33 protein-coding genes are annotated in these 25,581 nt (G+C 52.1%); 19 read left to right on the forward strand and 14 right to left on the reverse strand.

What is annotated here, in order from left to right; all coding sequences use genetic code 11:
- Nucleotides 1-82: 82 nt before the first annotated feature.
- Genes mobC through mobA form a run of 3 tightly spaced genes read right to left on the reverse strand, consistent with a single transcriptional unit; the run spans nucleotide 83 to nucleotide 3,786 of the window.
- Nucleotides 83-2,101 carry a conjugal transfer protein MobC gene (gene mobC, locus E0E47_RS09850; protein ID WP_004291482.1) on the reverse strand — a complete coding sequence of 673 codons (2,019 nt, stop codon included), beginning with the start codon at nucleotides 2,099-2,101 and terminating at the stop codon, nucleotides 83-85.
- A 30-nt stretch (nucleotides 2,102-2,131) separates the two neighbouring features.
- Nucleotides 2,132-3,379, reverse strand: coding sequence for a conjugal transfer protein MobB (gene mobB / locus E0E47_RS09855; RefSeq protein ID WP_004291483.1), 1,248 nt, complete (start codon nucleotides 3,377-3,379; stop codon nucleotides 2,132-2,134).
- Nucleotides 3,358-3,786 (reverse strand): conjugal transfer protein MobA, encoded by a 429-nt coding sequence (gene mobA, locus E0E47_RS09860; RefSeq protein ID WP_004291488.1) that lies wholly within the window; start codon nucleotides 3,784-3,786, stop codon nucleotides 3,358-3,360. Before mobA ends, mobB begins: the two co-directional genes overlap by 22 nt.
- 421 nt (nucleotides 3,787-4,207) lie before the next feature.
- On the opposite strand from mobA, the gene E0E47_RS09875 reads away from it, so the two are divergent.
- The 19 genes from E0E47_RS09875 to E0E47_RS17805 all read left to right on the forward strand — a co-directional run bounded on the left by E0E47_RS09875 (nucleotide 4,208) and on the right by E0E47_RS17805 (nucleotide 18,536).
- Nucleotides 4,208-5,257 (forward strand): ParA family protein, encoded by a 1,050-nt coding sequence (locus E0E47_RS09875; protein WP_004291492.1) that lies wholly within the window; start codon nucleotides 4,208-4,210, stop codon nucleotides 5,255-5,257.
- Between the two features lie 2 nt (nucleotides 5,258-5,259).
- Nucleotides 5,260-5,700 carry a DUF3408 domain-containing protein gene (locus E0E47_RS09880; RefSeq protein ID WP_004291503.1) on the forward strand — a complete coding sequence of 147 codons (441 nt, stop codon included), beginning with the start codon at nucleotides 5,260-5,262 and terminating at the stop codon, nucleotides 5,698-5,700.
- A gap of 2 nt (nucleotides 5,701-5,702) precedes the next feature.
- Nucleotides 5,703-6,056 carry a DUF3408 domain-containing protein gene (locus tag E0E47_RS09885; protein WP_004291505.1) on the forward strand — a complete coding sequence of 118 codons (354 nt, stop codon included), beginning with the start codon at nucleotides 5,703-5,705 and terminating at the stop codon, nucleotides 6,054-6,056.
- 16 nt (nucleotides 6,057-6,072) lie between these two features.
- A complete protein-coding gene (locus E0E47_RS09890; RefSeq protein ID WP_004304280.1) occupies nucleotides 6,073-6,801 on the forward strand; it encodes a hypothetical protein in 729 nt (242 codons plus the stop codon).
- Between the two features lie 201 nt (nucleotides 6,802-7,002).
- Nucleotides 7,003-7,320 carry a DUF4134 domain-containing protein gene (locus tag E0E47_RS09895; RefSeq protein ID WP_002560983.1) on the forward strand — a complete coding sequence of 106 codons (318 nt, stop codon included), beginning with the start codon at nucleotides 7,003-7,005 and terminating at the stop codon, nucleotides 7,318-7,320.
- Nucleotides 7,321-7,330: 10 nt separating this feature from the next.
- A complete protein-coding gene (locus E0E47_RS09900; RefSeq protein WP_004291514.1) occupies nucleotides 7,331-7,663 on the forward strand; it encodes a DUF4133 domain-containing protein in 333 nt (110 codons plus the stop codon).
- Nucleotides 7,660-10,164, forward strand: a complete 2,505-nt coding sequence (locus E0E47_RS09905) for a TraG family conjugative transposon ATPase (RefSeq protein ID WP_004291515.1) — start codon at nucleotides 7,660-7,662, stop codon at nucleotides 10,162-10,164. Before E0E47_RS09900 ends, E0E47_RS09905 begins: the two co-directional genes overlap by 4 nt.
- 40 nt (nucleotides 10,165-10,204) lie before the next feature.
- Nucleotides 10,205-10,585 (forward strand): DUF3876 domain-containing protein, encoded by a 381-nt coding sequence (locus E0E47_RS09910; RefSeq protein ID WP_004291516.1) that lies wholly within the window; start codon nucleotides 10,205-10,207, stop codon nucleotides 10,583-10,585.
- A gap of 23 nt (nucleotides 10,586-10,608) precedes the next feature.
- Entirely contained in the window at nucleotides 10,609-11,238 is a 630-nt protein-coding gene (locus tag E0E47_RS09915; RefSeq protein ID WP_004304283.1) for a DUF4141 domain-containing protein, read from the forward strand.
- Nucleotides 11,239-11,241: 3 nt separating this feature from the next.
- A complete protein-coding gene (gene traJ, locus E0E47_RS09920) occupies nucleotides 11,242-12,246 on the forward strand; it encodes a conjugative transposon protein TraJ (protein ID WP_004291518.1) in 1,005 nt (334 codons plus the stop codon).
- A 31-nt stretch (nucleotides 12,247-12,277) separates the two neighbouring features.
- Nucleotides 12,278-12,901, forward strand: a complete 624-nt coding sequence (gene traK / locus E0E47_RS09925; protein ID WP_004291519.1) for a conjugative transposon protein TraK — start codon at nucleotides 12,278-12,280, stop codon at nucleotides 12,899-12,901.
- Between the two features lie 27 nt (nucleotides 12,902-12,928).
- Complete coding sequence (locus E0E47_RS09930; RefSeq protein ID WP_018697145.1) at nucleotides 12,929-13,216, forward strand: TraL conjugative transposon family protein; 288 nt, start codon at nucleotides 12,929-12,931, stop codon at nucleotides 13,214-13,216.
- Nucleotides 13,197-14,549 (forward strand): conjugative transposon protein TraM, encoded by a 1,353-nt coding sequence (traM, locus tag E0E47_RS09935; RefSeq protein ID WP_004291521.1) that lies wholly within the window; start codon nucleotides 13,197-13,199, stop codon nucleotides 14,547-14,549. Before E0E47_RS09930 ends, traM begins: the two co-directional genes overlap by 20 nt.
- Nucleotides 14,550-14,583: 34 nt before the next feature.
- Nucleotides 14,584-15,570, forward strand: a complete 987-nt coding sequence (traN, locus tag E0E47_RS09940; RefSeq protein ID WP_004291522.1) for a conjugative transposon protein TraN — start codon at nucleotides 14,584-14,586, stop codon at nucleotides 15,568-15,570.
- 2 nt (nucleotides 15,571-15,572) lie between these two features.
- Nucleotides 15,573-16,148: a conjugal transfer protein TraO gene (locus E0E47_RS09945; protein WP_004291523.1), complete on the forward strand. Its 576-nt coding sequence runs from the start codon at nucleotides 15,573-15,575 to the stop codon at nucleotides 16,146-16,148.
- A 7-nt stretch (nucleotides 16,149-16,155) separates the two neighbouring features.
- Nucleotides 16,156-17,058 carry a toprim domain-containing protein gene (locus tag E0E47_RS09950; RefSeq protein ID WP_004291524.1) on the forward strand — a complete coding sequence of 301 codons (903 nt, stop codon included), beginning with the start codon at nucleotides 16,156-16,158 and terminating at the stop codon, nucleotides 17,056-17,058.
- Nucleotides 17,055-17,558 (forward strand): DUF3872 domain-containing protein, encoded by a 504-nt coding sequence (locus tag E0E47_RS09955; RefSeq protein ID WP_004291525.1) that lies wholly within the window; start codon nucleotides 17,055-17,057, stop codon nucleotides 17,556-17,558. The genes E0E47_RS09950 and E0E47_RS09955 overlap by 4 nt, the downstream gene beginning before the upstream one ends.
- A complete protein-coding gene (locus tag E0E47_RS09960; protein WP_004291526.1) occupies nucleotides 17,555-18,082 on the forward strand; it encodes a glycoside hydrolase family protein in 528 nt (175 codons plus the stop codon). Before E0E47_RS09955 ends, E0E47_RS09960 begins: the two co-directional genes overlap by 4 nt.
- A 64-nt stretch (nucleotides 18,083-18,146) precedes the next feature.
- Nucleotides 18,147-18,536 carry a hypothetical protein gene (locus tag E0E47_RS17805; protein ID WP_004291527.1) on the forward strand — a complete coding sequence of 130 codons (390 nt, stop codon included), beginning with the start codon at nucleotides 18,147-18,149 and terminating at the stop codon, nucleotides 18,534-18,536.
- A 33-nt stretch (nucleotides 18,537-18,569) separates the two neighbouring features.
- Here the strand turns inward: E0E47_RS17805 and E0E47_RS09970 are convergent, their stop codons facing one another.
- From E0E47_RS09970 to E0E47_RS10030, 11 genes are all read right to left on the reverse strand, one after another.
- Nucleotides 18,570-18,878 carry a hypothetical protein gene (locus tag E0E47_RS09970; RefSeq protein WP_004304290.1) on the reverse strand — a complete coding sequence of 103 codons (309 nt, stop codon included), beginning with the start codon at nucleotides 18,876-18,878 and terminating at the stop codon, nucleotides 18,570-18,572.
- A gap of 53 nt (nucleotides 18,879-18,931) precedes the next feature.
- The gene (locus tag E0E47_RS09975; protein ID WP_004291529.1) at nucleotides 18,932-19,177 is read right to left on the reverse strand and encodes a DUF6956 domain-containing protein; all 246 of its coding nucleotides are present in this window, start codon (nucleotides 19,175-19,177) and stop codon (nucleotides 18,932-18,934) included.
- Nucleotides 19,174-19,407, reverse strand: a complete 234-nt coding sequence (locus tag E0E47_RS09980; protein WP_004304291.1) for a DUF3873 domain-containing protein — start codon at nucleotides 19,405-19,407, stop codon at nucleotides 19,174-19,176. The genes E0E47_RS09975 and E0E47_RS09980 overlap by 4 nt, the downstream gene beginning before the upstream one ends.
- A gap of 19 nt (nucleotides 19,408-19,426) precedes the next feature.
- Nucleotides 19,427-19,684 carry a hypothetical protein gene (locus E0E47_RS09985; protein ID WP_004291531.1) on the reverse strand — a complete coding sequence of 86 codons (258 nt, stop codon included), beginning with the start codon at nucleotides 19,682-19,684 and terminating at the stop codon, nucleotides 19,427-19,429.
- Nucleotides 19,685-19,708: 24 nt separating this feature from the next.
- The gene (locus E0E47_RS09990; RefSeq protein ID WP_004291532.1) at nucleotides 19,709-21,040 is read right to left on the reverse strand and encodes a PcfJ domain-containing protein; all 1,332 of its coding nucleotides are present in this window, start codon (nucleotides 21,038-21,040) and stop codon (nucleotides 19,709-19,711) included.
- The gene (locus tag E0E47_RS09995; protein ID WP_004291533.1) at nucleotides 21,037-21,453 is read right to left on the reverse strand and encodes a PcfK-like family protein; all 417 of its coding nucleotides are present in this window, start codon (nucleotides 21,451-21,453) and stop codon (nucleotides 21,037-21,039) included. The genes E0E47_RS09990 and E0E47_RS09995 overlap by 4 nt, the downstream gene beginning before the upstream one ends.
- 13 nt (nucleotides 21,454-21,466) lie before the next feature.
- A complete protein-coding gene (locus E0E47_RS10000) occupies nucleotides 21,467-21,688 on the reverse strand; it encodes a hypothetical protein (protein ID WP_004291534.1) in 222 nt (73 codons plus the stop codon).
- A gap of 11 nt (nucleotides 21,689-21,699) precedes the next feature.
- The gene (locus tag E0E47_RS10005; protein WP_004291535.1) at nucleotides 21,700-21,915 is read right to left on the reverse strand and encodes a hypothetical protein; all 216 of its coding nucleotides are present in this window, start codon (nucleotides 21,913-21,915) and stop codon (nucleotides 21,700-21,702) included.
- Nucleotides 21,916-22,076: 161 nt separating this feature from the next.
- Nucleotides 22,077-22,463 (reverse strand): hypothetical protein, encoded by a 387-nt coding sequence (locus E0E47_RS10015; protein ID WP_009126113.1) that lies wholly within the window; start codon nucleotides 22,461-22,463, stop codon nucleotides 22,077-22,079.
- Nucleotides 22,464-23,006: 543 nt separating this feature from the next.
- Complete coding sequence (locus E0E47_RS10025; RefSeq protein WP_008628281.1) at nucleotides 23,007-24,545, reverse strand: YifB family Mg chelatase-like AAA ATPase; 1,539 nt, start codon at nucleotides 24,543-24,545, stop codon at nucleotides 23,007-23,009.
- A gap of 10 nt (nucleotides 24,546-24,555) precedes the next feature.
- On the reverse strand, nucleotides 24,556-25,569 hold the full coding sequence (locus E0E47_RS10030) for a TlpA disulfide reductase family protein (RefSeq protein WP_130893570.1): 1,014 nt from the start codon (nucleotides 25,567-25,569) through the stop codon (nucleotides 24,556-24,558).
- Nucleotides 25,570-25,581: the final 12 nt, after the last annotated feature.

Genomic DNA, 25,581 nt, shown 5'->3' on the forward strand with positions numbered 1-25,581 from the left:
AGTGCCCCCCAAAAAAATTGTATCCAACTTTTGGGGGTCACTTCAAACTTCGATAGGGATAATTTTCAATTTTGGGGACTTGTTAGACAGTCTCATTATCTGGTAGCAGTTTACACAGCACCGGATCGTTTTTGATACGCTCCAGTTCCTCCTGCACAATCTGCTTCACCTCTTCCTTGATGCGCCGGTAGTTCGCCTGCACCGTTTCCTTCATGCGGTCGTTGCCGTCCTCGTCCGTGAAGTTTGTAATGACGGGAATTTTCTTGTAGGCACTTTCTTCCCGTTTCACCTTTTCGGCATCCACCACAATCTCGCAATGAAAAATCTTCTGCTCGATACGCTCGTTGAAGTTGTCGGATACAGAACCGACAAACATTCCCTGCGTAAGCCCGGAAATCTTACTCGGTGGAATGAGCGCGTCCATCTGCGTGTTGATGGAGGTGGAAACATCCTGCCGGTTGATGGAGATGGACTGCCGTTTCTGCAACACCTTACCGAACCGCTCGGAGAGCGTCTTGGCTGTTTCCCCCACCACCTGACCGGAGAAAATATTGCCGACAGTGTTCATCACCACTTTCGCCTCTTTGTCCCCGTAGTCACGCACTAACTGGCTGAAATCCTGAAAGCCCAGACACACGGCAACCTTGTTGCTTCGGGCGGTAGCTATAAGATTGTCCAACCCTTTGAAGTATATTGTGGGCAACTCGTCGATGATGACCGATGACTTCAGCATCCCCTTCTTGTTGATGAGCTTCACGATACGGGAATTATACAGACCGAGTGCCGCACCGTAGATATTCTGACGGTCGGGATTGTTACCCACGCAGAGGATTTTCGGCTCTTCGGGATTGTTGATGTCCAGCGTAAACTCGCTGTCTGACATCACCCAGTAGAGCTGCGGTGAAATCATCCTCGAAAGCGGGATTTTTGCCGACGCTATCTGACCCATGAGCTGCTCCGCAGCCCCTCCAAGCCACGCATCCATGAACGGCGAAAGGTAGTTCTCCAGCTCCGGATAAGAGGTCAGTATCGGAAATATATCCTCGTAACGGCGGTTCAGAAACTCGATAGCATGGGGAAACGTGCAAAACTTCCCGTTCTGATAGATTTTGAGATACCAGATAATACTGGCAAACAGAATGATAGGTGACTCCACGAAGAAGTCGCCCTGCTTTTGCACCCACGTTTTATTGAGGTTGAGCATTATTGTGTAGGCACTCTCATAGGCATCCGTAATATCTTCCATAAAATCCGGGTGAATGGGATTGCACCGATGAGAGCGTCGCGGGTCGTCGAAGTTGATCACATAGAACTTCGGCTTTACCTTGTAGCCGTCCGGGTGGTTCAGCAAATGGTTGTAGGCAATAGTAGATAGGTCGGGATACTTGAAATCGTAGATGTATTGACTAAAGCCCTTTTCAATCTGTTGCTTGATAAAATTGTTTACCACGGCATAGGACTTGCCGCTGCCCGGCGTACCCAACACGATGGACGCACGGAAGGGATTAACTACATTGATCCAACCGTTGTTCCAGCGTTTCCTGTAATAGAAACGTGTCGGCAGATTGACCGAATACTCGCTTTCGATAAGCCTCGTTTCCTGCATGAAACTCTCGTTCTCGTTGTTGAAAACATCCTCCATCAAATTGTGTTTCAACAGGCGGCTCATCCACAGACCACCCATCAACAGGCAGACATAGCCCGTTCCAATGGTAAGGACATACAGTCCCGTCACCGCTTCAAGCGGCAGCGGCAGGGGCAGCAACCACCAGTTCAGGAAAAACAGCACGAACCCGACGGCAAATGCTGTCCAGATTCTCCCCCAAGTGATTTTCTCACCCTTGACACCCTTCGTACCCAGACAGGACAAGGCAAGCAAAAGGACGGAAAACAGCTTCGTGTAGAGAATGGAATGGAACAGCCCCGCCGTGCGGTCGAAGTTCAGAAGGATTTTGTCCACCACGCCGATGTTCACGCCCCACAGCCGGATGGCTTCGTAGCAGAACCAGTACACGTTCATGACCACTAAAATGATACTCACGGCACGCAGAAAATCCATGATTTTCGCCAATGCCCTCAAATCGTCTTCTTGTTGTGACATACATTGATTTTTTAATTGTTGATACTCTGATTACATACCCAAGCCCTTGCGTTTTTTCTTCTTTTTGCGCTTCATCGCCCGGATGAAAGCCTCTTCCTCGGCATCTACCGCCGGACCTTCGGGAGTGAGCAAGCCCATACCGCCCGATATATCTTCACTGTCGTAGGCGGTCTGCCCGTGTGCCTTGTCCGCAGCATCCACAGGGATGGATAGCGGTATCGGCGGTTGTCCGGCGTATGGCAGGGTGAAGTGTTCCTGCAAGGCATTCGCCGAAAGCTCCTTACCCATGCGCGAACCGTTCAGCACGCATCCCGTGCGGTGGTCGATGAAGGTAGCCCCATAGATGCGCCCTTCCTCTGTGTAGCGCAGTACGGTGTCGATGCCCTTCTCTTTGAGTTGGGATACAAATTTGTCCTTGTCATAAGTGCCTTGCAGCACGGAAAGGACGGTGCGTTTCGTCATGTCTGCCAGTTTCCTATCCTTGATTTCCGATTTGGAACGGACAAACTTCTTCTGTACGGCTTCATAGCCTGCGGACTTCCCGAAAAGCGAGGATTTGAACGGGTTGCCCACCTTGTTACCCTTGTCGTCCGTGACGGAATAGACCAGCCCGTGATACTCCCGTCCGCGCACGTTGCCCCTCGCTTCCTCCACCGTCATATTATATAAGGAAAGGAGCGCACGGTATTCGCCCATCGTCTGGAAACGGTACTGCCCATTCAGAGCCTTCACGGTGTTGCCTACCTGCTTCTTCACATCACCTGCCGATGCGGCCACCTTGCGCAACGGATTATCCAATCTCTGATTTTTACGTTCTGCCGGATGCAATCCGTACTTCTGTTCCAGTTCCCTGCGGATACGGTCGCTGCGGCGGTAGAGAAAATCCCGGTTGAGCCTTTTCCCGTTCTCGTCCACGTTGACCGTCACGATGTGCAGGTGGTGGCGGTCGATGTCCTCGTGCTTGAATACAAGATAAGGCTGGTTTCCGAAACCGAGTTTTTCCAGATACTCGCGGGCGATATTCTGCAACTCAATATCGGTCAGCACATCCTCCGGGTGCGGGTTGAGAGAGATATGCACCACCGGCTTCTCGATCTTCATCTGCGGTGGCAGGAAGGTGAGAAAACCCTCCATCGCCTTGCCTATGTCCACCGTTCCCGAACCGTCATTGTAGATGCGGTTGGTGGTGAGAAGCCGCCCCTGCGCCTCGTTAATCTTCTCCCCGTTGTAGGCAATCGCGCCGTACAACGAACTTCCTACACTGATTTTTGCGACCATTTTGCCTCCATTTCCCTTGAAAGTTCCACAATCCGGCGGCTCAGTTTCACGAGTTCGACGGTGTGTTGCTCTAATTTGTAGAGCAACGCCATCGCCTTTTTCTCTGAAAAATGCAGCCTCAGTTCCTTCACGACTTGGTTGTAATTCGTACCCACGGCACGGAATTGTGCATGAAAATCCGACAGTTTGGTGTAATAGTCCACCAACGTCTTGTCCACCTTCAGCACCTTGAACGGTTGCCCGAAGAAGTGCGCTTTGAGGAAAACAGACCGTGCATAGACACCCGATTTTCCGAACATGGCGAGGAAACGGTTGTGTTCCTCCTCGTTGAAACGGACGGTGTACCGGTACACCGCCGGATCAAGTTTGGGATTTCTCCCTGATTTGCTTTTCCTTTTCTCTTTCATATTACTTTGGATTTAGCGGATTGACGGCATAAGCCGCCGCTTCGGATTACAGCACCGCAGTTCTGAAAGGCTTCCCGACTTCGGAGGGAAAGCCCGCCCCCTGCAAGGGCAAGTGCTTTTCGTGGCTGCTCAAAATATTTTGAGCGGCTGAAAAGACATCTTGCTATGTTCAGGTGAACATAAAAATCCGTCAGGGGACGGATTGGGAAAATACCTTTCAGGACTCCGGGCCGCGCGTCATCGGCGAACCCTGCTGTCCGGGTGCAAAGTTACGCCCTTAAAGCGGTATCGGACAGATGCTTGACCCGGTCAATGACTGCCAACCGGCGCAACGTGCCGCCACTTGCCGGAGAAGTGATACAGGTTCCAAAATATACTTGTTTATTTGCAGCATGATTCAAGAAACGAACGATTTGAAGATATGATAAACGGAACATTCAAATACCCGGAAATCCGCTTCTTCGGATACTTGCCGAAACGGATACCCGAACCGTCGGAAACCCGGTTCTCCGACAATTCGGTGACGTATGGATTCAATGACTTCATGACGCAATGTCGTCAATCACCATTTGTCCGACGCACCGCTTCACCACAGAACCGGATACGCGACGACCCGCCTGCGTGTGTAGTCACGGAAGCGGATGGTGCGACAGCCAAATCCGTATGGAAACAGAAAAACAAATCATCAACAATTAAAATAAATGGAACTATGAGTAAGGAAATCTTCGTTGCATTCGCAACACAGAAAGGTGGCATCGGCAAATCCACTGTCACGGCACTTGCCGCCAGCTACCTGCACAACGTGAAAGGCTACAATGTCGCCGTCGTGGACTGCGACGACCCGCAGCACAGCATCCACGGGCTGCGCGAACACGAAATGGGGCTTATCGACAGCAGCACCTACTTCAAGGCTCTCGCTTGCGACCATTTCCGCCGGATCAAAAAGAACGCCTACACCATCGTCAAAAGCAATGCGGTGAACGCCCTCGACGATGCCGAGAGGATGATTGCCACTGAGGACGTGAAACCCGACGTGGTGTTCTTCGACATGCCCGGCACACTCCGAAGCAACGGCGTGATAAAGACGCTCTCGCAGATGGACTACATTTTCACTCCGCTGAGTGCCGACCGCTTTGTCGTGGAGAGTACCCTGAAATTCGTCACGATGTTCCGCGACAGGCTGATGACTACCGGACAGGCGAAAACAAAGGGGCTGCATCTGTTCTGGACGATGGTGGACGGCAGGGAGAGGAACGACTTGTACGGCATCTACGAGGAAGTGATAGCCGAAATGGGCTTTCCGGTACTTTCCACCCGCTTGCCCGACAGCAAGAAGTTCCGCCGTGACCTTTCGGAAGAGCGCAAGAGCGTTTTCCGCTCCACCATCTTCCCGATGGACACGGCACTGCTGAAAGGGAGTGGCATCCGGGAGTTTTCCGAAGAGATAAGCGACATCATCAGACCGCAGTGAGCATGGGCAGCAGGAAAGTGAACACGGAAGGCATCGACGAGGAACTGCTGTTAGCCTCCATCGGGCGGCGCACACAGGACGGGACACTGCGCCCCGCACAGGAAGTACCCGCAGCTGCACCGACCGAAGAGGACACCGCCGCACCGGAACCATCTCCTGTGCAACCCGTAACACGGGAAAAAGCGCAGAGGGAAAGTGGACGCCGGAAAAGGCAGGACGAGGACTACAACGAGCTATTCCTGCGCCGCAACGAGATAAAGACCCGCCAATGTGTCTATATCAGCCGTGACGTCCACGGCAAGATCCTCAGAATCGTGAACGACATCGCCGGAGGGGAAATCTCAGTAGGCGGATATGTGGATACCGTGCTGCGCCAGCATCTGGAACAGCACAAGGAGAGAATCAACGAACTGTACAAGAAACAACGTGAAGATCTGATTTGAAAATGGAAAAAGAAATGACACCGAATGAAAAAAGACCACAGCAAGACTGCGGAGGTATGTTTACCCAAGTGCAGGCGAGTGTGGAAATACTGTCGCCTGTCCCGGTAAGCGGCAAATGCAGTGAGAAGGACTATGAACGCCTGTTCATCCGCGACCCGGAAGTAAAGGCACGTGAGGGGAAGATGGCGTATGTGCGCCCGGAGTACCACGAGCGTATCATGCGTATCACCCGTGTAATCGGGCATGACCGGCTTACGCTGTCCGCTTACATCGACCATGTGCTGACGCACCACTTCAACCAGTGCGAAGATGCGATAAAGAGCCTTTATGCCCGAAATTACAATTCAGTATTCTAACCAAAAACGGAAGGATATGAATTACACAATCAGCATGACAGACATTCTGCTGGCGGTATCGGTCGGCTGCAACCTCTGGTTCCTGTTCCTGCTCCTTTACGAGCGCATCATGGACACGCGGATTGTCCGCTTCTTCAAGGGCATTGTCGGATTATGGCGGTCACTGGACGGGAATGAGGCTAAACGCATAGCGGCACACGAGGAAGTCCCTGCGGAAAAGGCGGACATCATCGGCAAGAGCCGTTTCAGGATGGCATCCACCCGGACAACCGCTGCCATACCGACGCAAGAAGCCGCCACTATTGAAAAAGGCATTGAGCTGTCGGAGGAAGAGGCTACTTTTGACGACGGAAAAACGGGAAACGCATCCCGCCCGGCACAAGTCCCGGAGGAAAAACTCGATGAGACCTTCACGAGCATACCGCCGGAGGAACTGGGATACGGGGACGACGAACCGGAAGAGGACGCCTCGGACACGCCACGGGCTTCGGGCAGCAGCTTTGACGAGATTGACGACGCCTGCAAGACCGCCAAAAACCCGGACGCGACACAGGCGGAACGTGAAAAGGCGGCTAAGGTGTTCACCGACATGGAGGGCACGGAGTTGTACGAGAAAATGATGGAAGGCTCTTCGGAGATAGGCATCCGCATCAAGGGGCTTATCGAGATTCGGCTGAAGAAATCTGAAAAGGAGTTCGTCGTGCCGGACAACATCGAGGAGTTCGACATTCGCAACTATGTATGACAACAATAAAAGAAATGAACATGAAAGAATGACATCAACCCACGCGGCGAGGAAACGCAAGGCGCATCCCCATCCGCAACGGACACGCCCACGTCCGTGGAAACAAACGGGCATCCACTAAAACCAAAGTAAAGAAACAAAGTATCAACCGCCCGACAAAGGACCATCCACCCTTTTGACGGCAAAAAACAAGAACAGTTTATGAACAAGAACATCTTGAAAAACAGAAAAGCAATCCTCTCCGCGGCACTTGTCATCGCCGCAACCGCCTCCGCTTTCGCGCAGGGAAACGGCATCGCGGGCATCAACGAAGCCACCTCTATGGTGAGTTCTTATTTCGACCCCGGAACTAAACTGATATACGCCATCGGTGCAGTCGTCGGGCTTATCGGGGGCGTAAAAGTGTACGGCAAGTTTTCATCGGGCGACCCCGACACCAGCAAGACAGCCGCCTCGTGGTTCGGCGCGTGCATCTTCCTGATTGTTGCCGCCACCATCCTGCGCTCATTCTTCCTTTAATAAATAATGTATGGCTGAATACCCAATCAACAAGGGTATCGGCCGTCCGGTAGAGTTCAAGGGCTTGAAGGCACAGTACCTCTTCATCTTCTGCGGAGGTCTGCTGGCTCTCTTCGTCCTGTTCGTCATCCTCTACATGGTCGGTATCGACCAGTGGATATGTATCGGCTTCGGCGCGGCATCGTCCTCCCTCCTTGTATGGCAGACCTTCGCGCTGAACGCCCGGTACGGTGAACACGGGCTGATGAAATTAGGAGCGGCACGGAGCCATCCCCGATACCTTATCAACCGGCGGCGGATAACCCGTCTGTTCAAACGACAACGAAAGGAAGAAAGACAATGAGGAATACATCGAAAATGACAACACTGGAAAACAGGTTCCCACTTTTAGCGGTGGAGCATGGCTGCATCATCTCAAAGGACGCCGACATCACGGTGGCTTTCGAGGTGGAACTACCGGAACTTTACACCGTGACGGGTGCGGAGTACGAGGCGATACACAGTTGCTGGTGCAAGGCTATCAAGGTGCTGCCGGACTACTCCGTCGTCCACAAACAGGACTGGTTCATCAAGGAACGCTACAAACCGGAGCTTCAGAAGGACGACATGAGCTTTTTAAGCCGCTCTTTCGAGCGTCACTTCAACGAGCGTCCGTACCTGAAACACACCTGCTACCTCTACCTGACCAAGACAACAAAGGAGCGTAACCGGATGCAGAGCAATTTCAGCACGCTGTGCCGGGGACATATCATCCCGAAGGAGCTGGACAGGGAAACCACGACCAAGTTCTTGGAAGCCTGCGAACAGTTCGAGCGCATCATGAACGACAGCGGGCTTGTCAGGCTGCGCCGCCTCTCCACCGATGAGATTGTGGGTACTGAGGGAAAGACGGGACTTATTGAACGCTACTTCTCGCTCATGCCGGAAGGTGACACCACCTTGCAGGACATCGAGCTTTCGGCAAGGGAGATGCGCATCGGCGACAACCGCCTGTGTCTGCACACCCTCTCCGACGCGGAAGACCTGCCGGGCAAGGTGGCTACCGACACCCGTTACGAGAAGCTCTCCACCGACCGGAGTGACTGCCGACTGTCATTCGCCTCCCCGGTGGGGCTTCTGCTCTCCTGCAACCATATCTACAACCAGTATGTGCTGATAGACAACAGTGAGGAAACCTTGCAGAAGTTCGAGAAGTCCGCCCGTAACATGCAGTCGCTATCTCGCTATTCAAGGAGCAACAGCATCAACCGCGAGTGGATAGACCAATACCTGAACGAAGCCCATTCCTACGGACTGACCTCGGTACGGGCACACTTCAACGTCATGGCGTGGAGCGACGATGCGGAGGAACTGAAGCATATCAAGAACGACGTGGGCAGCCAGTTGGCAAGCATGGAATGCGTGCCGCGCCACAACACCATCGACTGCCCGACACTCTACTGGGCGGCGATACCCGGCAATGCGGCGGACTTCCCGGCGGAAGAGAGTTTCCACACCTTCATCGAACAGGCGGTGTGCCTGTTCACAGAGGAAACCAACTACCGCAGCTCGCTCTCGCCCTTCGGCATCAAGATGGTGGACAGGCTCACGGGAAAACCGCTGCACCTTGACATCTCCGACCTGCCCATGAAGCGAGGTATCACGACCAACCGCAACAAGTTCGTGCTGGGTCCTTCGGGCAGCGGCAAGTCTTTCTTCATGAACCACCTCGTGCGCCAATATTATGAGCAAGGCGCACATGTGGTATTGGTGGACACGGGAAACTCCTATCAGGGCTTGTGCGGCATGATCCGACGCAAGACAGGCGGAGCGGACGGTGTGTATTTCACCTACACGGAAGATAAGCCCATCAGCTTCAACCCGTTCTACACCGACGATTACATCTTCGACGTGGAGAAGAAGGACAGCATCAAGACCCTGTTGCTGACGCTCTGGAAGTCGGAGGACGACAAGGTGACAAAGACGGAGAGCGGCGAGCTGGGCAGTGCCGTGAGTGCCTATATTGAGCGCATCCAATCCGACCGTAGCATCGTGCCGTCGTTCAACACCTTCTACGAGTATATGCGTGACGACTACCGCAAGGAACTGGCACAGCGTGACATCAAGGTGGAGAAGTCCGACTTCAACATCGACAACATGCTCACCACCATGCGGCAGTATTACCGGGGCGGGCGTTACGATTTCCTGCTCAACTCCACGGAGAACATCGACCTGCTCGGCAAGCGGTTCATCGTCTTCGAGATAGATTCGATTAAAGAAAACCGCGAACTGTTCCCCGTCGTGACCATCATCATCATGGAAGCCTTCATCAACAAGATGCGGCGGCTGAAAGGCGTGCGGAAACAGCTTATCGTGGAAGAGGCTTGGAAGGCCCTCTCATCGGCGAACATGGCTGAATATCTGCGCTATATGTATAAGACGGTCAGAAAATATTACGGCGAGGCAATCGTGGTGACGCAGGAGGTGGACGACATTATCAGTTCTCCGGTGGTCAAAGAGAGCATTATCAACAACTCGGATTGTAAAATCCTGCTTGACCAAAGGAAATATATGAACAAGTTCGACCAGATACAGGCGTTGCTCGGACTGACGGAAAAGGAGAAGTCGCAGATACTCTCCATCAACATGGCGAACAACCCTTCACGGCTCTACAAGGAGGTGTGGATAGGCTTGGGCGGCACGCAGTCGGCGGTCTATGCCACGGAGGTCAGCGCGGAAGAGTATCTGGCGTACACCACCGAGGAAACGGAAAAAGTGGAGGTTTACCGTCTGGCGGAGAAGCTGGGCGACGACATCGAAGCCGCCATCCGGCAGCTTGCCGAAAGGCGGAGAAACAAGGAATAACTAAAAAACAGAATGTATCAACCAAAAAAGAAAAACGCGTATGAATTTACCAAAAGTGAAAATGCTGCAAGTCAGCAAGTGCCTTATCGGATTGGCGGTCATGATGCTGCAATCCTGCGACGTGGCCGACAACCGCCGCGACATGCTGTGCGGGAACTGGGAGAGCGTGGAGGGAAAACCTGACGTGCTTATCTACAAGGAGGGCGAAGCCTACAAAGTGACGGTGTTCCGTCGTAGCGGTCTGCGCCGCAAGCTCAAGCCGGAAACCTATCTCTTGCAGGAGGAGAACGGCAACCTGTTCATGAACACCGGCTTCCGCATCGACGTGTCCTACAACGAGGCCACGGATGTGCTGACTTTCTCGCCAAACGGGGACTATGTGCGGGTGAAGCCGCAGCCGGGACATCCGACCGAAGAATAACAACCACTAAAATCCAAAGTAACATGAGAACAAGAATAACAATGATTATCTGCCTGTGCCTGCTTTTCGCGGGCAGGGCAAGCGCACAGTGGGTCGTAAGCGATCCGGGCAATCTAGCGCAGGGCATCATCAATGCCTCCAAAAACATCATCCATACCTCCAAGACCGCCACGAACATGGTGAGCAACTTTCAGGAGACGGTGAAAATCTATCAGCAGGGCAAGAAGTATTACGATGCCCTCAAATCGGTGAACAATCTGGTCAAGGACGCCCGCAAGGTGCAGCAGACCATCCTGATGGTGGGCGACATCACAGACATCTATGTGAACAGTTTCCAACGGATGCTCCGTGACGGGAATTTCAGACCCGAAGAGCTTTCCGCAATCGCTTTCGGCTACACGAAACTGCTGGAGGAAAGCAACGAAGTGTTGACGGAACTCAGGAACGTGGTGAACATCACCACGCTCTCCATGACCGACAAGGAGCGCATGGACGTGGTGGAACGCTGCCACTCGAAGATGAAGCGTTACCGCAACCTCGTGAGCTACTACACGAACAAGAACATCTCCGTGAGTTACCTGCGTGCGAAAAAGAAGAACGACCTCGACCGCATCATGGGGCTGTACGGGAACATGAACGAAAGATACTGGTAGCCTATGAAGTTCGACAACCTTCATCAGATTTTACGTTCACTTTATGAGCAGATGATGCCGCTGTGTGGGGACATGGCTGGTGTGGCGAAAGGCATCGCCGGGCTGGGTGCGCTGTTCTACGTCGCCTACCGGGTATGGCAGTCGCTGGCGAGAGCTGAACCGATAGACGTATTCCCGATGCTCCGTCCTTTTGCCATCGGTCTGTGCATCATGTTCTTCCCGACTGTGGTGCTGGGCACGATAAACAGCATCCTCTCACCCGTCGTACAGGGCACGGCAAAGATGCTGGAGGCGGAAACGCTGGACATGAACCGATACCGGGAGCAGAAGGACAAACTGGAATACGAGGCGATGGTACGCAACCCCGAAACCGCCTACCTCGTGTCCAACGAGGAATTTGACAAGCAACTGGAGGAACTCGGCTGGTCGCCCTCCGACATGGTGACGATGGCGGGAATGTATATCGACCGGGGAATGTACAACATGAAGAAGAGCATCCGCGACTTCTTCCGCGAGATACTCGAACTGCTGTTCCAAGCCGCCGCCCTCGTGATAGACACCGTCCGCACCTTCTTTCTCGTGGTGCTGGCGATTCTCGGTCCGATAGCCTTCGCCCTGTCGGTATGGGACGGTTTCCAAAACACGCTCACGCAGTGGATATGCCGCTATATACAGGTCTATCTGTGGCTACCGGTATCGGACATGTTCAGCACCATACTGGCGAAGATACAGGTTCTGATGCTGCAAAACGACATCGAGCGGATGCAGGCAGACCCGAACTTCTCGCTGGATTCGAGCGACGGGGTGTATATCGTATTCCTCTGCATCGGCATCATCGGCTACTTTACCATTCCCACCGTTGCGGGCTGGATTATCCAAGCCGGAGGCATGGGCGGTTACGGTCGCAACGTGAACCAGATGGCGGGACGAGCCGGAAGCATGGCGGGCAGCGTGGCGGGTGCAGCCGCAGGAAACGCAGTCGGACGTGTCGGCAAATTGCTGAAATAATCAATGTGCAATCATAAATTGGAAAATATAAATGGAATTCAAATCACTTAGAAACATCGAATCGTCGTTCAGGCAGATACGCCTGTTCGGTATCGTCTTCCTCTCGCTGTGCGCCGTGGTGACGGTGTGGAGCGTGTGGAACTCCTACCGTTTCGCAGAGAAGCAACGGGAGAAAATCTATGTGCTGGACAACGGCAAGAGCCTGATGCTCGCCTTGTCTCAGGATTTGTCGCAGAACCGCCCGGCGGAGGCACGGGAACATGTGCGCCGTTTCCACGAGATGTTCTTCACGCTATCACCTGAAAAAAGCGCGATTGAACACAACGTGAAACGTGCCTTGCTGCTGGCGGACAAGAGCGTGTACCACTATTATTCGGACTTCGCGGAGAAGGGGTACTACAACCGCATCATCGCCGGGAACATCAACCAAGTGCTGAAGGTGGACAGCGTGGTGTGCGACTTCAACGCCTATCCCTACCGTGCCGTGACCTACGCCACACAGAAAATCATCCGGCAGAGCAACGTCACCGAGCGCAGCCTCGTGACCACCTGCCGCCTGCTGAACGCATCGCGGTCGGATGACAACCCGAACGGTTTTACCATCGAGGGTTTCACCATCATTGAGAACAAGGATTTACAGACTATCAAACGGTAACAGGACATGAAAAGTATCAGAAAATCAATGTGGGGCATGTATTGGAAACTCCACGACAAACGGAAACGCTTGGCGGCAAGTCTCAAAGGGTATCTGGACGGCTTGCCGCCGGAAACACGCCGCCGCATCGTGCTGGGGATGTTCGCCGCCTTCGCGGTGCTTGCCCTTTACACCTTCGGCAGAGCCGTCTATGACATCGGCAGGAACGACGGCTCACATATGGAAACGGGACACGCCGGACGGGTGGAACTGCCGACCCCGGCGGAAACAGGCAATCACTTAACACCTTATTTATATGGAACAGACAAAGAATGAACCGACGAAAGAGAACAAAGCTGCTCCCGAAACGGGGAAACCGAAAAAGGAGCGCGAACCGCTGACAGAGGCGCAACGGCTGAAACGGCAGAAGATGATCGTGCTGCCCGCTATGGTGTTGGTGTTCATCGGGGCGATGTGGCTGATATTCGCCCCGTCCTCCGGCAAGGAGCAACCGCCGGGAACGGACGGATACAACACCGAGATGCCCGACGCTGACAAGGCGAACCGGCAGATTATCGGCGACAAGCTGAAAGCCTACGAGCATGGGGAGATGGAAGAGCGTCAGGAGAGCCGCAACCGTGCCATCGGGCAGCTGGGCGACATGTTCGACCGCGAGATAGCGGGAACGGAGAACGGAGTGGACTTCGACCTCGCCAATCCGGGCGGCAAGGAAGAAAGGGCAAAGCCAGCCACGCCGCAGACCATCCAGTCCTCCGCAGCCGCCTACCGTGACCTGAACGCCACGCTCGGAAACTTCTACGACCAGCCGAAAAACGACAATGCGGAGATGGACGAATTGTTGGAGCGCATCGCATCGCTGGAGTCGGAACTGGAAAGCGAGAGGGGCAAGGCTTCCTCTATGGACGAGCAGGTGGCTCTTATGGAGAAGTCCTACGAGCTGGCGGCAAAGTACATGGGCGGTCAGAACGGAGGACAGCCATCGGCGGAACAGAGGGCAGAGCCAACTACCGTGCAGAAAGGGAAGAAGAACAAGGCAATGCCTATCAGACAGGTGGAGCATCAAGTAGTTTCTTCACTCTCACAGCCTATGAGTAACGCGGAGTTTGTCGCCGCCTTATCGCAGGAACGCAACCGGGGTTTCAACACGGCTGTCGGCACGGCGGAGGTATTGGACAGGAACACCATACCGGCGTGCGTGCATGGGGCGCAGAGCGTGACGGACGGGCAGACGGTAAGGCTGCGCCTGCTGGAGCCTATGGCGGTGGCAGGCAGGACAATACCCCGGGGTGCGGTGGTGGTCGGCACGGGCAAGATACAGGGTGAGCGGCTCGACATCGAGATTACCTCGCTGGAATACGACGGCACGATTATCCCCGTGGAGCTTGCGGTCTATGACACGGACGGACAGCCCGGCATCTTCATCCCGAACTCGATGGAGATGAACGCCGTCCGGGAGGTCGCCGCCAACATGGGCGGCTCGCTGGGAAGCAGCATCAACATCTCCACCAATGCCGGGGCGCAGCTCGCCTCCGACTTGGGCAAGGGGCTGATACAAGGCACGAGCCAGTACATCGCCAAAAAGATGCGAACCGTCAAGGTGCATCTGAAAGCCGGGTACAGGGTCATGCTTTACCAAGAAAAATATTGAAAACAATAAAAATTACCACTAAAATCCAAAAGTAATGAGAAAAGTAATCATCATGTTTGCCCTCGCTATGGGCATCATAACTGCCAACGCGCAGGAGAATGTAACCGTTGAAACGACCAACGGAAGTGAACAACCGACCTTGACGAAGGAGGTCTATCCGCAGAAGGAGGCGGACGGCGACCTATATCACGGGCTGTCACGCAAGCTGACCTTCGACCGCATGATACCGCCGCACGGTCTGGAAGTGACCTACGACAAGACCGTCCACGTCATTTTTCCGGCGGAGGTGCGCTATGTCGATTTAGGCTCGCCCGACCTGATTGCCGGGAAAGCCGACGGAGCGGAGAACATCATCCGTGTGAAGGCTACCGTAAGGAATTTTCCCAACGAAACGAATATGTCCGTCATCACGGAGGACGGCAGTTTCTACACCTTCAACGTGAAGTACGCCGCCGAACCGCTGTTGCTCAACGTGGAGATGTGCGACTTCATCCATGACGGCAGCACGGTGAACCGCCCGAACAACGCGCAGGAAATCTATCTGAAAGAGCTGGGCAGCGAAAGCCCGATGCTGGTGCGCCTTATCATGAAGTCCATCCACAAACAGAACAAGCGCGAGGTGAAGCATATCGGCTGCAAGCGTTTCGGCATCCAATACCTGTTGAAAGGCATCTACACGCACAACGGCTTGCTTTATTTCCACACGGAGATAAAGAACCAGAGCAACGTGCCTTTCGATGTGGACTACATCACTTGGAAAATCGTGGACAAGAAGGTTGCGAAGCGTACTGCCGTGCAGGAGCAGATTATTCTGCCGCTCCGCGCGCAGAACTACGCCACCCTCGTGCCGGGCAAAAAGAGCGAGCGCACGGTCTTCACGATGGCGAAGTTCACCATCCCCGATGACAAGTGCCTCGTGGTGGAATTGAACGAGAAGAACGGCGGCCGTCACCAGTCCTTCGTGATTGAGAACGAGGATTTGGTACGCGCGGGTACCATCAACGAACTTCAAGTACGCTGACCATGAGAAAGTACATCGCAATAATCATCGCGTCGCTTGCCCTTTTTACAGGGCAGGCGCACGCCCAGCGGTGTCTGCCGAAGATGCAGGGCATCGAGGTGAGGGCGGACATGGCGGACGGCTTCAATCTCGGCGGCAAGGACGGCGGGTACAGCTTCGGGGCGGCTCTCTCCACCTACACGAAGAAGGGGAACAAGTGGGTGTTCGGTGGCGAATACCTGTTGAAGAACAATCCCTACAAGGACACCAAGATACCCGTGGCGCAGTTCACGGCGGAGGGCGGCTATTACTTCAAGATACTGTCGGACGCCCGAAAGATTGTTTTCGTCTATGCCGGGGCTTCGGCTCTCGCCGGATATGAGGCGGTAAATTGGGGGAAGAAGGTGCTGCATGACGGCTCCACGCTGCACGACCGGGACGCCTTCATCTACGGCGGTGCGCTGACGCTCGATGTGGAGTGTTACGTGGCAGACCGTATCGCCCTGCTTGCCAACCTGCGGGAGCGTTGCCTTTGGGGTGGCGACACACGGAAGTTCCACACGCAGTTCGGGGTCGGTATCAAGTTCATCATCAACTGACACGGGCATGGAAAGGACGGAAATAGATGCTGTCAGAAGGATGCCGCTTGCGGATTTTCTCGCACGGCTGGGGCATGAGCCTGTCAGAAGGAGCGGTAACGAGCTGTGGTATCTTGCCCCGTACAGGGGCGAGCGCACATCCTCTTTCCGTGTGAACGTGGCGAAACAGCTCTGGTACGACTTCGGTTTGGGCAAGGGCGGCGACATCTTCACGCTTGCCGGGGAGTTTCTGCAAAGCGATGACTTCATGAAGCAAGCGAAGTTCATAGCGGAAGCCGCCAATATGACGGTTGCCGGATGGGAAAAGCCCGTCTATCTCTCGAAGCCGACCGAATCCGTTTTTGAGGATGTGGAGGTCGCTCCGCTGCTCCGCTCACTGCTGACGGAGTATTTAGAGGAACGGGGCATCCCTTACGCCATCGCATCCCGTCACTGCTGCCGCTTGAACTACGGTGTGCGTGGGAAACGGTATTTTGCCGTTGGCTTTCCGAACATGGCAGGTGGCTATGAAGTCAGAAGCCGATATTTCAAGGGTTGCATACCTCCGAAGTCTGTATCACTGGTAAAGGCGAATGACATCCCGGCTGACGAGTGCCTCGTGTTCGAGGGCTTCATGGACTTTCTCTCTGCCGTGACGCTTGGTGTAACCGGTAACGCTGACTGTCTTGTGCTGAACTCAGTCGCCAACGTGGAGAAGGCGGCGGGATTGCTGGACGGATACGGGCGCATCGGCTGCTTCCTCGACCGTGACGAAGCCGGACGGCGGACGCTTGCCGCACTTACCATGCGATACGGGGAACGTGTCACCGACCGTTCCTCCCTCTATGACGGTTGCAAGGACTTGAACGAGTACCTGCAACTGACAACGAAAAAACAGAAAAACAACCATCTAAAAATCGAAGAACAATGAACATACTGAACAACAGAAACAAGAGAACATCAATATTCAAGGCAGTGGCGTTATGCCTGATAGCCGCCATGTCATTCACCCTCGTGTCATGTGACGATGACATGGACATCCAGCAGTCCTATCCCTTCACGGTGGAGGTCATGCCCGTGCCGAACAAGGTAGTAAAGGGGCAGACAGTGGAAATCCGCTGTGAACTGAAAAAGGAGGGCGACTTTTCGGGTACGCTCTATACCATCCGCTATTTCCAGTTCGAGGGGGAAGGCTCGCTCAAAATGGATAACGGCATCACCTTCCTGCCTAACGACCGCTACCTGCTGGAGAACGAAAAATTCCGCCTGTACTACACGGCGGCGGGTGATGAGGCGCATAATTTCATCGTGGTGGTGGAGGATAACTTTAGCAACTCCTACGAACTGGAATTTGACTTCAACAACAGGAATGTAAAGGACGACGATCTTACCATCGTTCCCATCGGCAACTTCAGCCCCTTGTTGAAATGATGCGTGTATTCATGACAATGCTCTGTTCACTTCTGACGGTCTGTTCTGTGTCCGCGCAGATCAGCCGCCAAGAGGGAACGGACGGGCAGGCGGCAATCTACCGACTGCCGCTTATGGAACGTGCTTTTTTATGCTGCCGCTACTTTGAAGGCTGGCACTCAGAAAAACACTACCCATACGTCGGTTGGGGTCACAAACTTTTGCCAAACGAGAAGTATTCGGCACGAACCATGACAAAACGGGATGCGGATGAACTTTTGCGGAAAGACCTGCGCAAATTTGTCGCCATGTTCCGTAAATTCGGGGTTGATTCGATTTTGCTTGGCACGTTAGCTTACAATGTGGGACCGGCGAAGCTGTTAGGCAGCAAAACAATCCCCAAAAGCACCTTAATCAAGAAGCTGGAAGCTGGTGACAGGAACATCTACCGTGAGTATATAGCCTTCTGCAACTACAAAGGAAAACGCCACGCCATGCTGCTCAAACGGAGAAAGGCGGAGTTTGCGCTGTTGTATATCCCATAAAAGGACTGACAAAACTGGCAAAAGACGTGCCATATTTAACTTGGCACGTCTTTTGCTCTATCACTTGATAGATTATCGTAGGATTTTCTCGTTAATTGACATCGTTGAGCCATTTTTGCCTATCGGTTTCCAAATAACACTTCAAGTTGTAAGTGTTGTGAGAGCAATACAAAACATAGTTATTAACCATAAAAAGTATAGCGAAATTATGAAGAAAGTATTTAGGAAAATTCAGAAAGGAACAACAAAAATGATTGAACGTATCAAATCGTTGGGGGAAATGGAGACGAAGCAGAAATGTGTAGTTCAACGGTTCGAGATTATCATTCCCCTCCACCAAAAAATAACGACCCAATATATAGCCTCCGCAAGTTTTACTTGCGGATTTTTTAGTTATCGCAGATTGGACAAAGGTTTCTTTGCTACTTTCTTTGTCCGCCATCATGCTCACTGAAAGAAAGTAGGGCGGCTCTCGCCGCCCCGCCACTCAAAAGCGTGTGTAAAGTCCCGTCACCATCGTGAACATTTCCTCCAGCATATCAAAATAGATACCCTCGTGTACGGCAATGTCCTTTGTCTTGCACTCAAAGGTCTTTTTGCTGAACGTCCTGCGGTAGAAGCGCATATTGTAGAGGTCTGCCCCTTCGTCATAGATGATGTCAAGGCGGTTGGCACTTGTTTTGTTCCTTGCAAGGCTCATCCGTAAGCCGTTGCCCATATCTATGAAATCACGGCTACCTGTCATGGCGGTGAAGCGTTTTCCGCCTATCTGCTGTAATATCGTCTTGGCTATCATATCTTTTGTTTTTAGGGTTTTAAGTATTGGCGGTGCGGACACCGCCATCCCGTTCAAAATTCTCGCATTTCGGAAATGGGGGTCTGCCGTTGTAGCCACTCTTTCACACATTCCATATTGTACTCGCTCGTGATGACTGCCGTATGGCTGTCGGTGGCGGTGAAACGTGTGCTTTCGTAATCATCTATCCACCCCTTGAGGGTGTCCGTTCCCCACGCTCCGGTATCGTCAAAGATACCGTCCAATGCCGTGATAGGTTCGCTGAACTTGACTATCAGCGTTTGATAGGTCGTGTTCATAGTCTGTCCTCCTTTCCCTTCTTTGCGTTCAGCCACTTGTCCCGTGCGGCTCGGCACTCGTCCAACGTGGGTTTGACACAAGAGAACAATTCTCTGTCTATGGGGTGGCGGTAGTCGTACTGCACAAGTGTCCGCCTGCGTCTTCCGATACCCGATTGGAAACGCTCGTATTTCTCCGTACCTGCTTCCGCGCAGGTGCTTACTCCGTTGATGGTCATTCGTGTTGTCATAATGTTGCTTTTTAGATGGTTAAAAATGTACTGACAGAACTCTGTTCTTCATCACCATTTCGGGGTTGCTTGTGTAGCGTTGGTGCAGGTAGAAATGGTGTGAGCCGAAGCCGTAAAGGAAAAACTTGTCAAGTTCGTGCTTCTCGGCAAACTCCTTTACGCTCTTTCTCAATTCCCCCTCACTCGTTGTGAGAGTGAGGAGGTTCACAAATTCAAGGAACATCGTGGGGATTGCATCATCCCACACACAAATCATACTTTCAATTCTTACTTCCATATCAATGTTGTTTTAGGGGTTATGCTATGCCGCTTTCATCCGCTCACGGATAAGGTTGGCGTTCTTGTTCACAAGGTCTATGATGCGCTCGTGATATTCGGTGTCCTGGTTGTGCTTGCCGTGGCACTGCACCACTTCGAGGGTTCGCAAGTCCACCTCTACGGTTTCAATAATCTCATCGCCAATCCTTGCCGATAGTATGAGGGTGTCGGCTTTCTTGTAGTATCCACTGCCAAACACGCAGATGCCCTGCGTCTTGCCCTCGTTGTAATACTCGTCTATGCTTTCAAGCACCTTGACGATTATTTCCTCGTCCGTGATTACCAAGCCGAAGAATTTGGATTTGTTGGCGATGAAATCCTCCGCATCTTTCTTTCGTTGGAGTTGTCGCTGTTGCTCACGCTCACGCCTTTCAATCTCCCAACGGCGTTGCTCTGCGGCTCTTTCCTTCTCGTGTATGGCTTCAATTTTTCGGGTTGCGTTGTCGTGTGCCGCCATGAAATCTTCGGGACAGATGTTCTTCGGGTTACGGAGGTCTTGACCGAGTTTTTTGAGCATACGCAGATAGTCGCACCACATTGAGAGGTTGTCTATCTGATACTTGTGACGCTTGGCAATCAGATATGATGCCCAACATTCATCGGCAGTACGGGTATTGAAAAGAAAGTGTTTCATGACCTCAATCTCACCGCCTTTCATAAGGGTTTCAATTCTTGGGTCTGAAAGCAAGGCTTTGAAAAGACGCACGGGGGAGATGCCGTGGAAATCGCCCTTGAAGCCGTTACGTCTGAGTTGGGGCAATATCCTCATCTTTGGATATGCACAGCTTCTTGCCACCACATCATCGTATAGGCTGTTGTGCGGTCTTACCTCCATATCGCTGCCTAATGCCCACACATCGCAATAGCAGAAAAGGAAGCCACGGAGCAACGCCATGTCCGTAACCTTGCCGTCGGGTGAAATCCAACGCTGCACGACCTCGTGGCAGTAGAAACGCATCGGTTCGCCTTTCCTGCTCTCGCATCTGACCTGCGCCACGCGGATTACCTGATACCCTTTGCAGGTGGTTATCACGCTGAAATTCTGCGTTTCCTTGTAGATGCGTCTGCGTGTGTCCTGCACTTTGAGTTCGGCATGGCATTTGGGGCAGGTGCAGCCTTCAAGGGTGTCGCATAGTCCGCTGTCGCTGTGCCACTCGTGACCGCAGTCGGAACAGGTGATGTTCCCTTTCTTGGTGCGGTAGCCGATATGCTCAACGCAGTGGCGGTATGCCCAATCTATTTGTGTCGCTGATATGGGGCGAAGGTTGGCGGAAAGTCTTGCCACCTCTTTCTGTATCTTGGTCTTCGGTTTCATAAGCCTAAATCAAATAATGAGGGTTGGGGTTGGTTTTCTTTTCTCGCTGACGGTCTGTGGCGGTTCTGCAACTTGCGGAGTTCCTCCTCTTGGTATTTGCGGACAGCGTTCTGACGTGCCTCCGCCTTTTCCTCTGCCGTGAGTTTCACAACGTGGTTCACAACCACTTGGCAGTCCATCGGTTTGCCCACCTCTATCTCGTTTTCCTCATAGTAGTGGATGGCTTGCCCGAATATCTCTCCGTCCGTGAAACCGTTGCAACCGCTTTTCTGCACATAGTTCAGAATGTGGGTCACGCACTCGTCCATGTTCTTGGCAGGGTTGCGGTACTTCTTTGCAAATAGCGCATCTTCCTCCGCACGCTGTTCCAAGTACATATATATCGTTCTCTTGAAATGGTCTGTTCCTTTCATATCGCTGTCATTTTTAGATTATCTGTTTCAGTATCTCTCTCCAATAGGTCGGCTCTACCTCGCTGAGAAGGAAGTCCATGAAATCCCTCCGTGCGTCCTTGTTCAGTTCGTGGTACAATCTTCGGAAAGTTTCAAAATTGCCGTTGATGTACGTTTCCACCATATACACGAAGATGTTGTCCACCTCGTAATATCTGCACTGCTGCGCTGCCGTCTTGCTGTTTCTTTTTGCCATGTCGGTAAGGGTTAAAGGGTGAATAACCAAAGGATGAAGCCAAAGAAGGCAATGGTGGAAAGGATAGCCACGATTACACCTATCGCCACTCGGAACACTCCGTTTACAATCTCTCTGATGATGCCCCAAAGGATGCCGAACACCCCGAAGGCGGTGCGCATCATCAAGCCGCATATCGCCAACCCGATGTGTTGCGCCATTTGTCTGAAATTTGCCGTTGCCGTCATATCTTCGCTGTTTTTGATTTTTTTGTTTTTAATGCGGATTCAAGAGCTGAGGGAGTTGAGTTTCAAACTATCTTATCTGCCTCTCGTTTATCCGACATTTTTTTTATGCGTCTTTCTGTCGCATCGGTCGTTTTCGTTTCGGGTGCTTGAAAAGGTAGGGATTAGGGAATGCAAGGTTTTTCGGTCAAAATACTACCCGCAGGGCTGGAGATTTTTACCGAAAACAGGAGGCTTGACCTTGCTTTCCCGTCCAATCCCGGAATTACCTTTGCGCCCAGAACGAAAATGACTGACTGATGCGGCTTACTGAAAGGCGCAAAATGGAGGTAAACGAAAACAGAGGCAGATTGTGTAGAAAAAAACTTCAGGGGAAAATCCGTAAAAAAAAGAATCACCAAAAGGAAAAAGACATCACCGGAAGCGTGAAAAGGGCAAACCACAACAAAGGAAGTATGATTGTTTCCGATCCGACGGAACTTGTTCAGCCGGGTGGCAACAATCATTCTTCCCGGTTTGTCCGGCTGTGTGTGGGCGCCTGTTTCATTCATGGGGCAGGCTGACACACTCTGCATTCACTTTCCGCTTCCGGCAAAAGAGACAGCGAAAAAAGAAAAATCATTTGAAAACCCGTAAAAGCACCTCTTGGCATAGGCGCAAAAGAAAGGGGCATTGCTTCATCTGTCTAAACATCGTTTAGGCGTGAGGCAATGCCCTTTTCTCCAGCTATGCGGTAGTCGGCACACGTTTGTTCCAAACTCGTTTTGGGCAATGGTGTGCCGACGGACAATACCGCTTTTACGGAAAATTCTTATGAATGAGGGGATAAAAAACGGGAGTTTATATCAAAATCTCGAATTAAATAGCTACTTTTGCATACGAAGAGTTCTTTGAAGGTTACGCAACGCGCAGAAGGATAATGCAGTAGATAACTAACTAAATCGTAACCTATTACTATCAAGAGCAATTAACCTACGCTCATTTCCAATAAATTACACTCTTTTCGTAACTTCCTAAAGCAAAGATACAAAGAGAGAGCATTAAGAAGTTTCCCCAAAAAAGGGAATGTTTTGCCTATTTCGGTGAAATGCAAGCTACTCTCCCCATCCGGCCCGGTCCAAATTCCGGTAACCGATGGCTTCAGCTATATGGGGAAGCCCGACAGTTTCCTTCCCGTCCAAATCCGCAATTGTACGAGCCACACGCAAAATACGGTCATAAGCACGGGCTGAGAGCTGAAGCCGCGACATAGCCGCCCGCAACATCTCCACCCCCTGTTCATCAGGAGCTGCATATTCCCGTAACAGACGAGAGGTCATCTGCGCATTACAATGTACTCCCTTGCTATCGGCATAACGCTGTTCCTGAATACGGCGGGCACGAACCACCCGCTCCCGAATCACGGCACTGCATTCTCCGGGAGCTGTCCGCGAAAGTTCTTCAAACGACAAAGGAGTAATCTCTATCTGCAAGTCTATGCGATCCAACAACGGCCCAGATATTTTATGCAGGTAACGGTGAATCTGTCCCGGTGTGCAGACACAAGCCTTCGTGGGATGATTGTAATAACCGCACGGACACGGATTCATGGAAGCCACGAACATAAACGAACAAGGATAAGTGACACTATACTTGGCACGGGATATGTTGATTTGCCGGTCCTCGAGCGGCTGACGCAACACTTCGAGCACCGAACGGGAAAACTCCGGCAACTCATCACAAAACAGCACCCCGTTATGCGCCAGACTCACTTCGCCGGGTTGGGGATTCGCCCCTCCTCCCACCAAGGCAATCTGCGAAATCGTATGATGAGGAGAACGGAACGGACGCCGGGCGATGAGCGAACTTTCACGCTCCAGTTTTCCGGCCACCGAATGTATCTGGGTGGTTTCCAAACTTTCAGCCAATGACAAAGGAGGCAAGATAGAAGGCAAACGCTTTGCCATCATGGATTTCCCACTTCCGGGAGGACCTATCATGATGACATTATGACCACCTGCCGCAGCCACCTCTAATGCCCGTTTCACATGCTCTTGGCCTTTCACATCTGCAAAGTCGAAATCAAACTCAGTCTGTTGGGCATAAAATTCAGCCCGTGTATCTACTTCAGTAGGCAAAAGACCTCCCTCATCATTCAAGAAACGCACCACCTCACTGATATGACGCGCCCCATACACCTTAAGTTGGTTGACCACTGCGGCTTCCCGGACATTCTGCTCTGGAACAATCAAATGCTCAAACCCCATCTCCCGGGCCTTGATGGCTATCAGCAAAGCCCCTTTCACCGGTTGCAAGCTACCGTCAAGGCTCAACTCACCAAGCATCATGGTGCGGGATAACTTTTCGAGTTTCACCTTTTCGTCCGTCGCCAAGATTCCGATGGCCAAGGGCAAGTCATATCCCGCTCCCTCCTTACGGATATCCGCAGGAGCCATATTGACCACGAACTGTTTCGAGGGGAAACGGAATCCACTGTTTTCTACTGCCGCCACAATGCGCTCGTGGCTCTCTTTTACCGCATTGTCCGGCAAACCAACCAAAAAGAACTTAATCCCCCTTGAGGCATTCACCTCAATGGTTACGGGTATGGCAGAAAGCCCCCGGACCGATGCACCATAAACCTTTACTAACATAACGGCCCGTTTATCGCGATTCAAAAAGTTTCTTGATTTCCGGCTCTATGTCCTTCTCATAAGAAGCTCCGGCAGCAAGCACTTTACCGTCTGCCCCTACCAATATAAAGAAAGGTATGGAACGGATGCCGAACAGTTTGACCAACGGACTATTCCACGCCTGAAAGTCACAATAGCTTGTCCACGACACACTGTCCATACGTTCAATTCCCTTTCGGGCCGCATCGTTAACATCCAACGAAATACTGACGGCCTCTATCTTCCCGGAATTTCCTTTCAACATCCGCCTGATACGGAAAGTTTCAGCCCGGCTACGGCTTTCCCACGAAGCCCAAAAATTGACCAAAAGCGGTTTCCCACGATAATCGGAAGCCTGTACCTTCCTGCCGTCTTTCAAAGTAAAAACAAAATCGGGCAAAGAGCTTCCCTTTTTCAAAAGTCGCCCCCTGTTTTCTATATCAGACTGCCAACTTAAAAGCAGTAGGTTGTCGGGCTGTGCCTCGCACAATGCACGATAGTGTTTTTTTACCTCATCTTGCGATACATCATTAGCAAGCAAAAAATACTCCTTGAATAAAAAAACACTTACGGGCGATGAAGGCGAATGCGTCATAAAAGCCACAGCAGCTTCCCTTATCCCAACAAGCCCCTTATCTTTATTCTCCAAACGAAAAGCCGTCAGTTCCTCATTCGGCTTACTCCCCTTCACCTCCACGCTTTTCAAGTTACGGGCATCCCCCTTAAGCGTAATTACGTCGCCCGAGGTACCGAAAATAACCTGTTCGGACAAGTTGGGGTATAAAAGATAATAAATGGCATGGTTTCTCAAGTCCGTTTCATAGTCGAACTGTCCATCTTCAATCTTGATGGTATCGAATCCTGAGGTTCCTCCATCATTGCTATATATATAGAATTCACCCTGCCGCAGGTGTTCGAATTCTCCTTTCAGCCGAAACCGGCCTTCAGATCCTCCACAACTGAGCAGGGTGAATGCTACTAATGTATAGAGAATAAATCTCTTCATCTAAAAAGTCAT

It is taken from the genome of Paraprevotella xylaniphila YIT 11841 (assembly GCF_900683745.1).
GTDB lineage: Bacteria > Bacteroidota > Bacteroidia > Bacteroidales > Bacteroidaceae > Paraprevotella > Paraprevotella xylaniphila.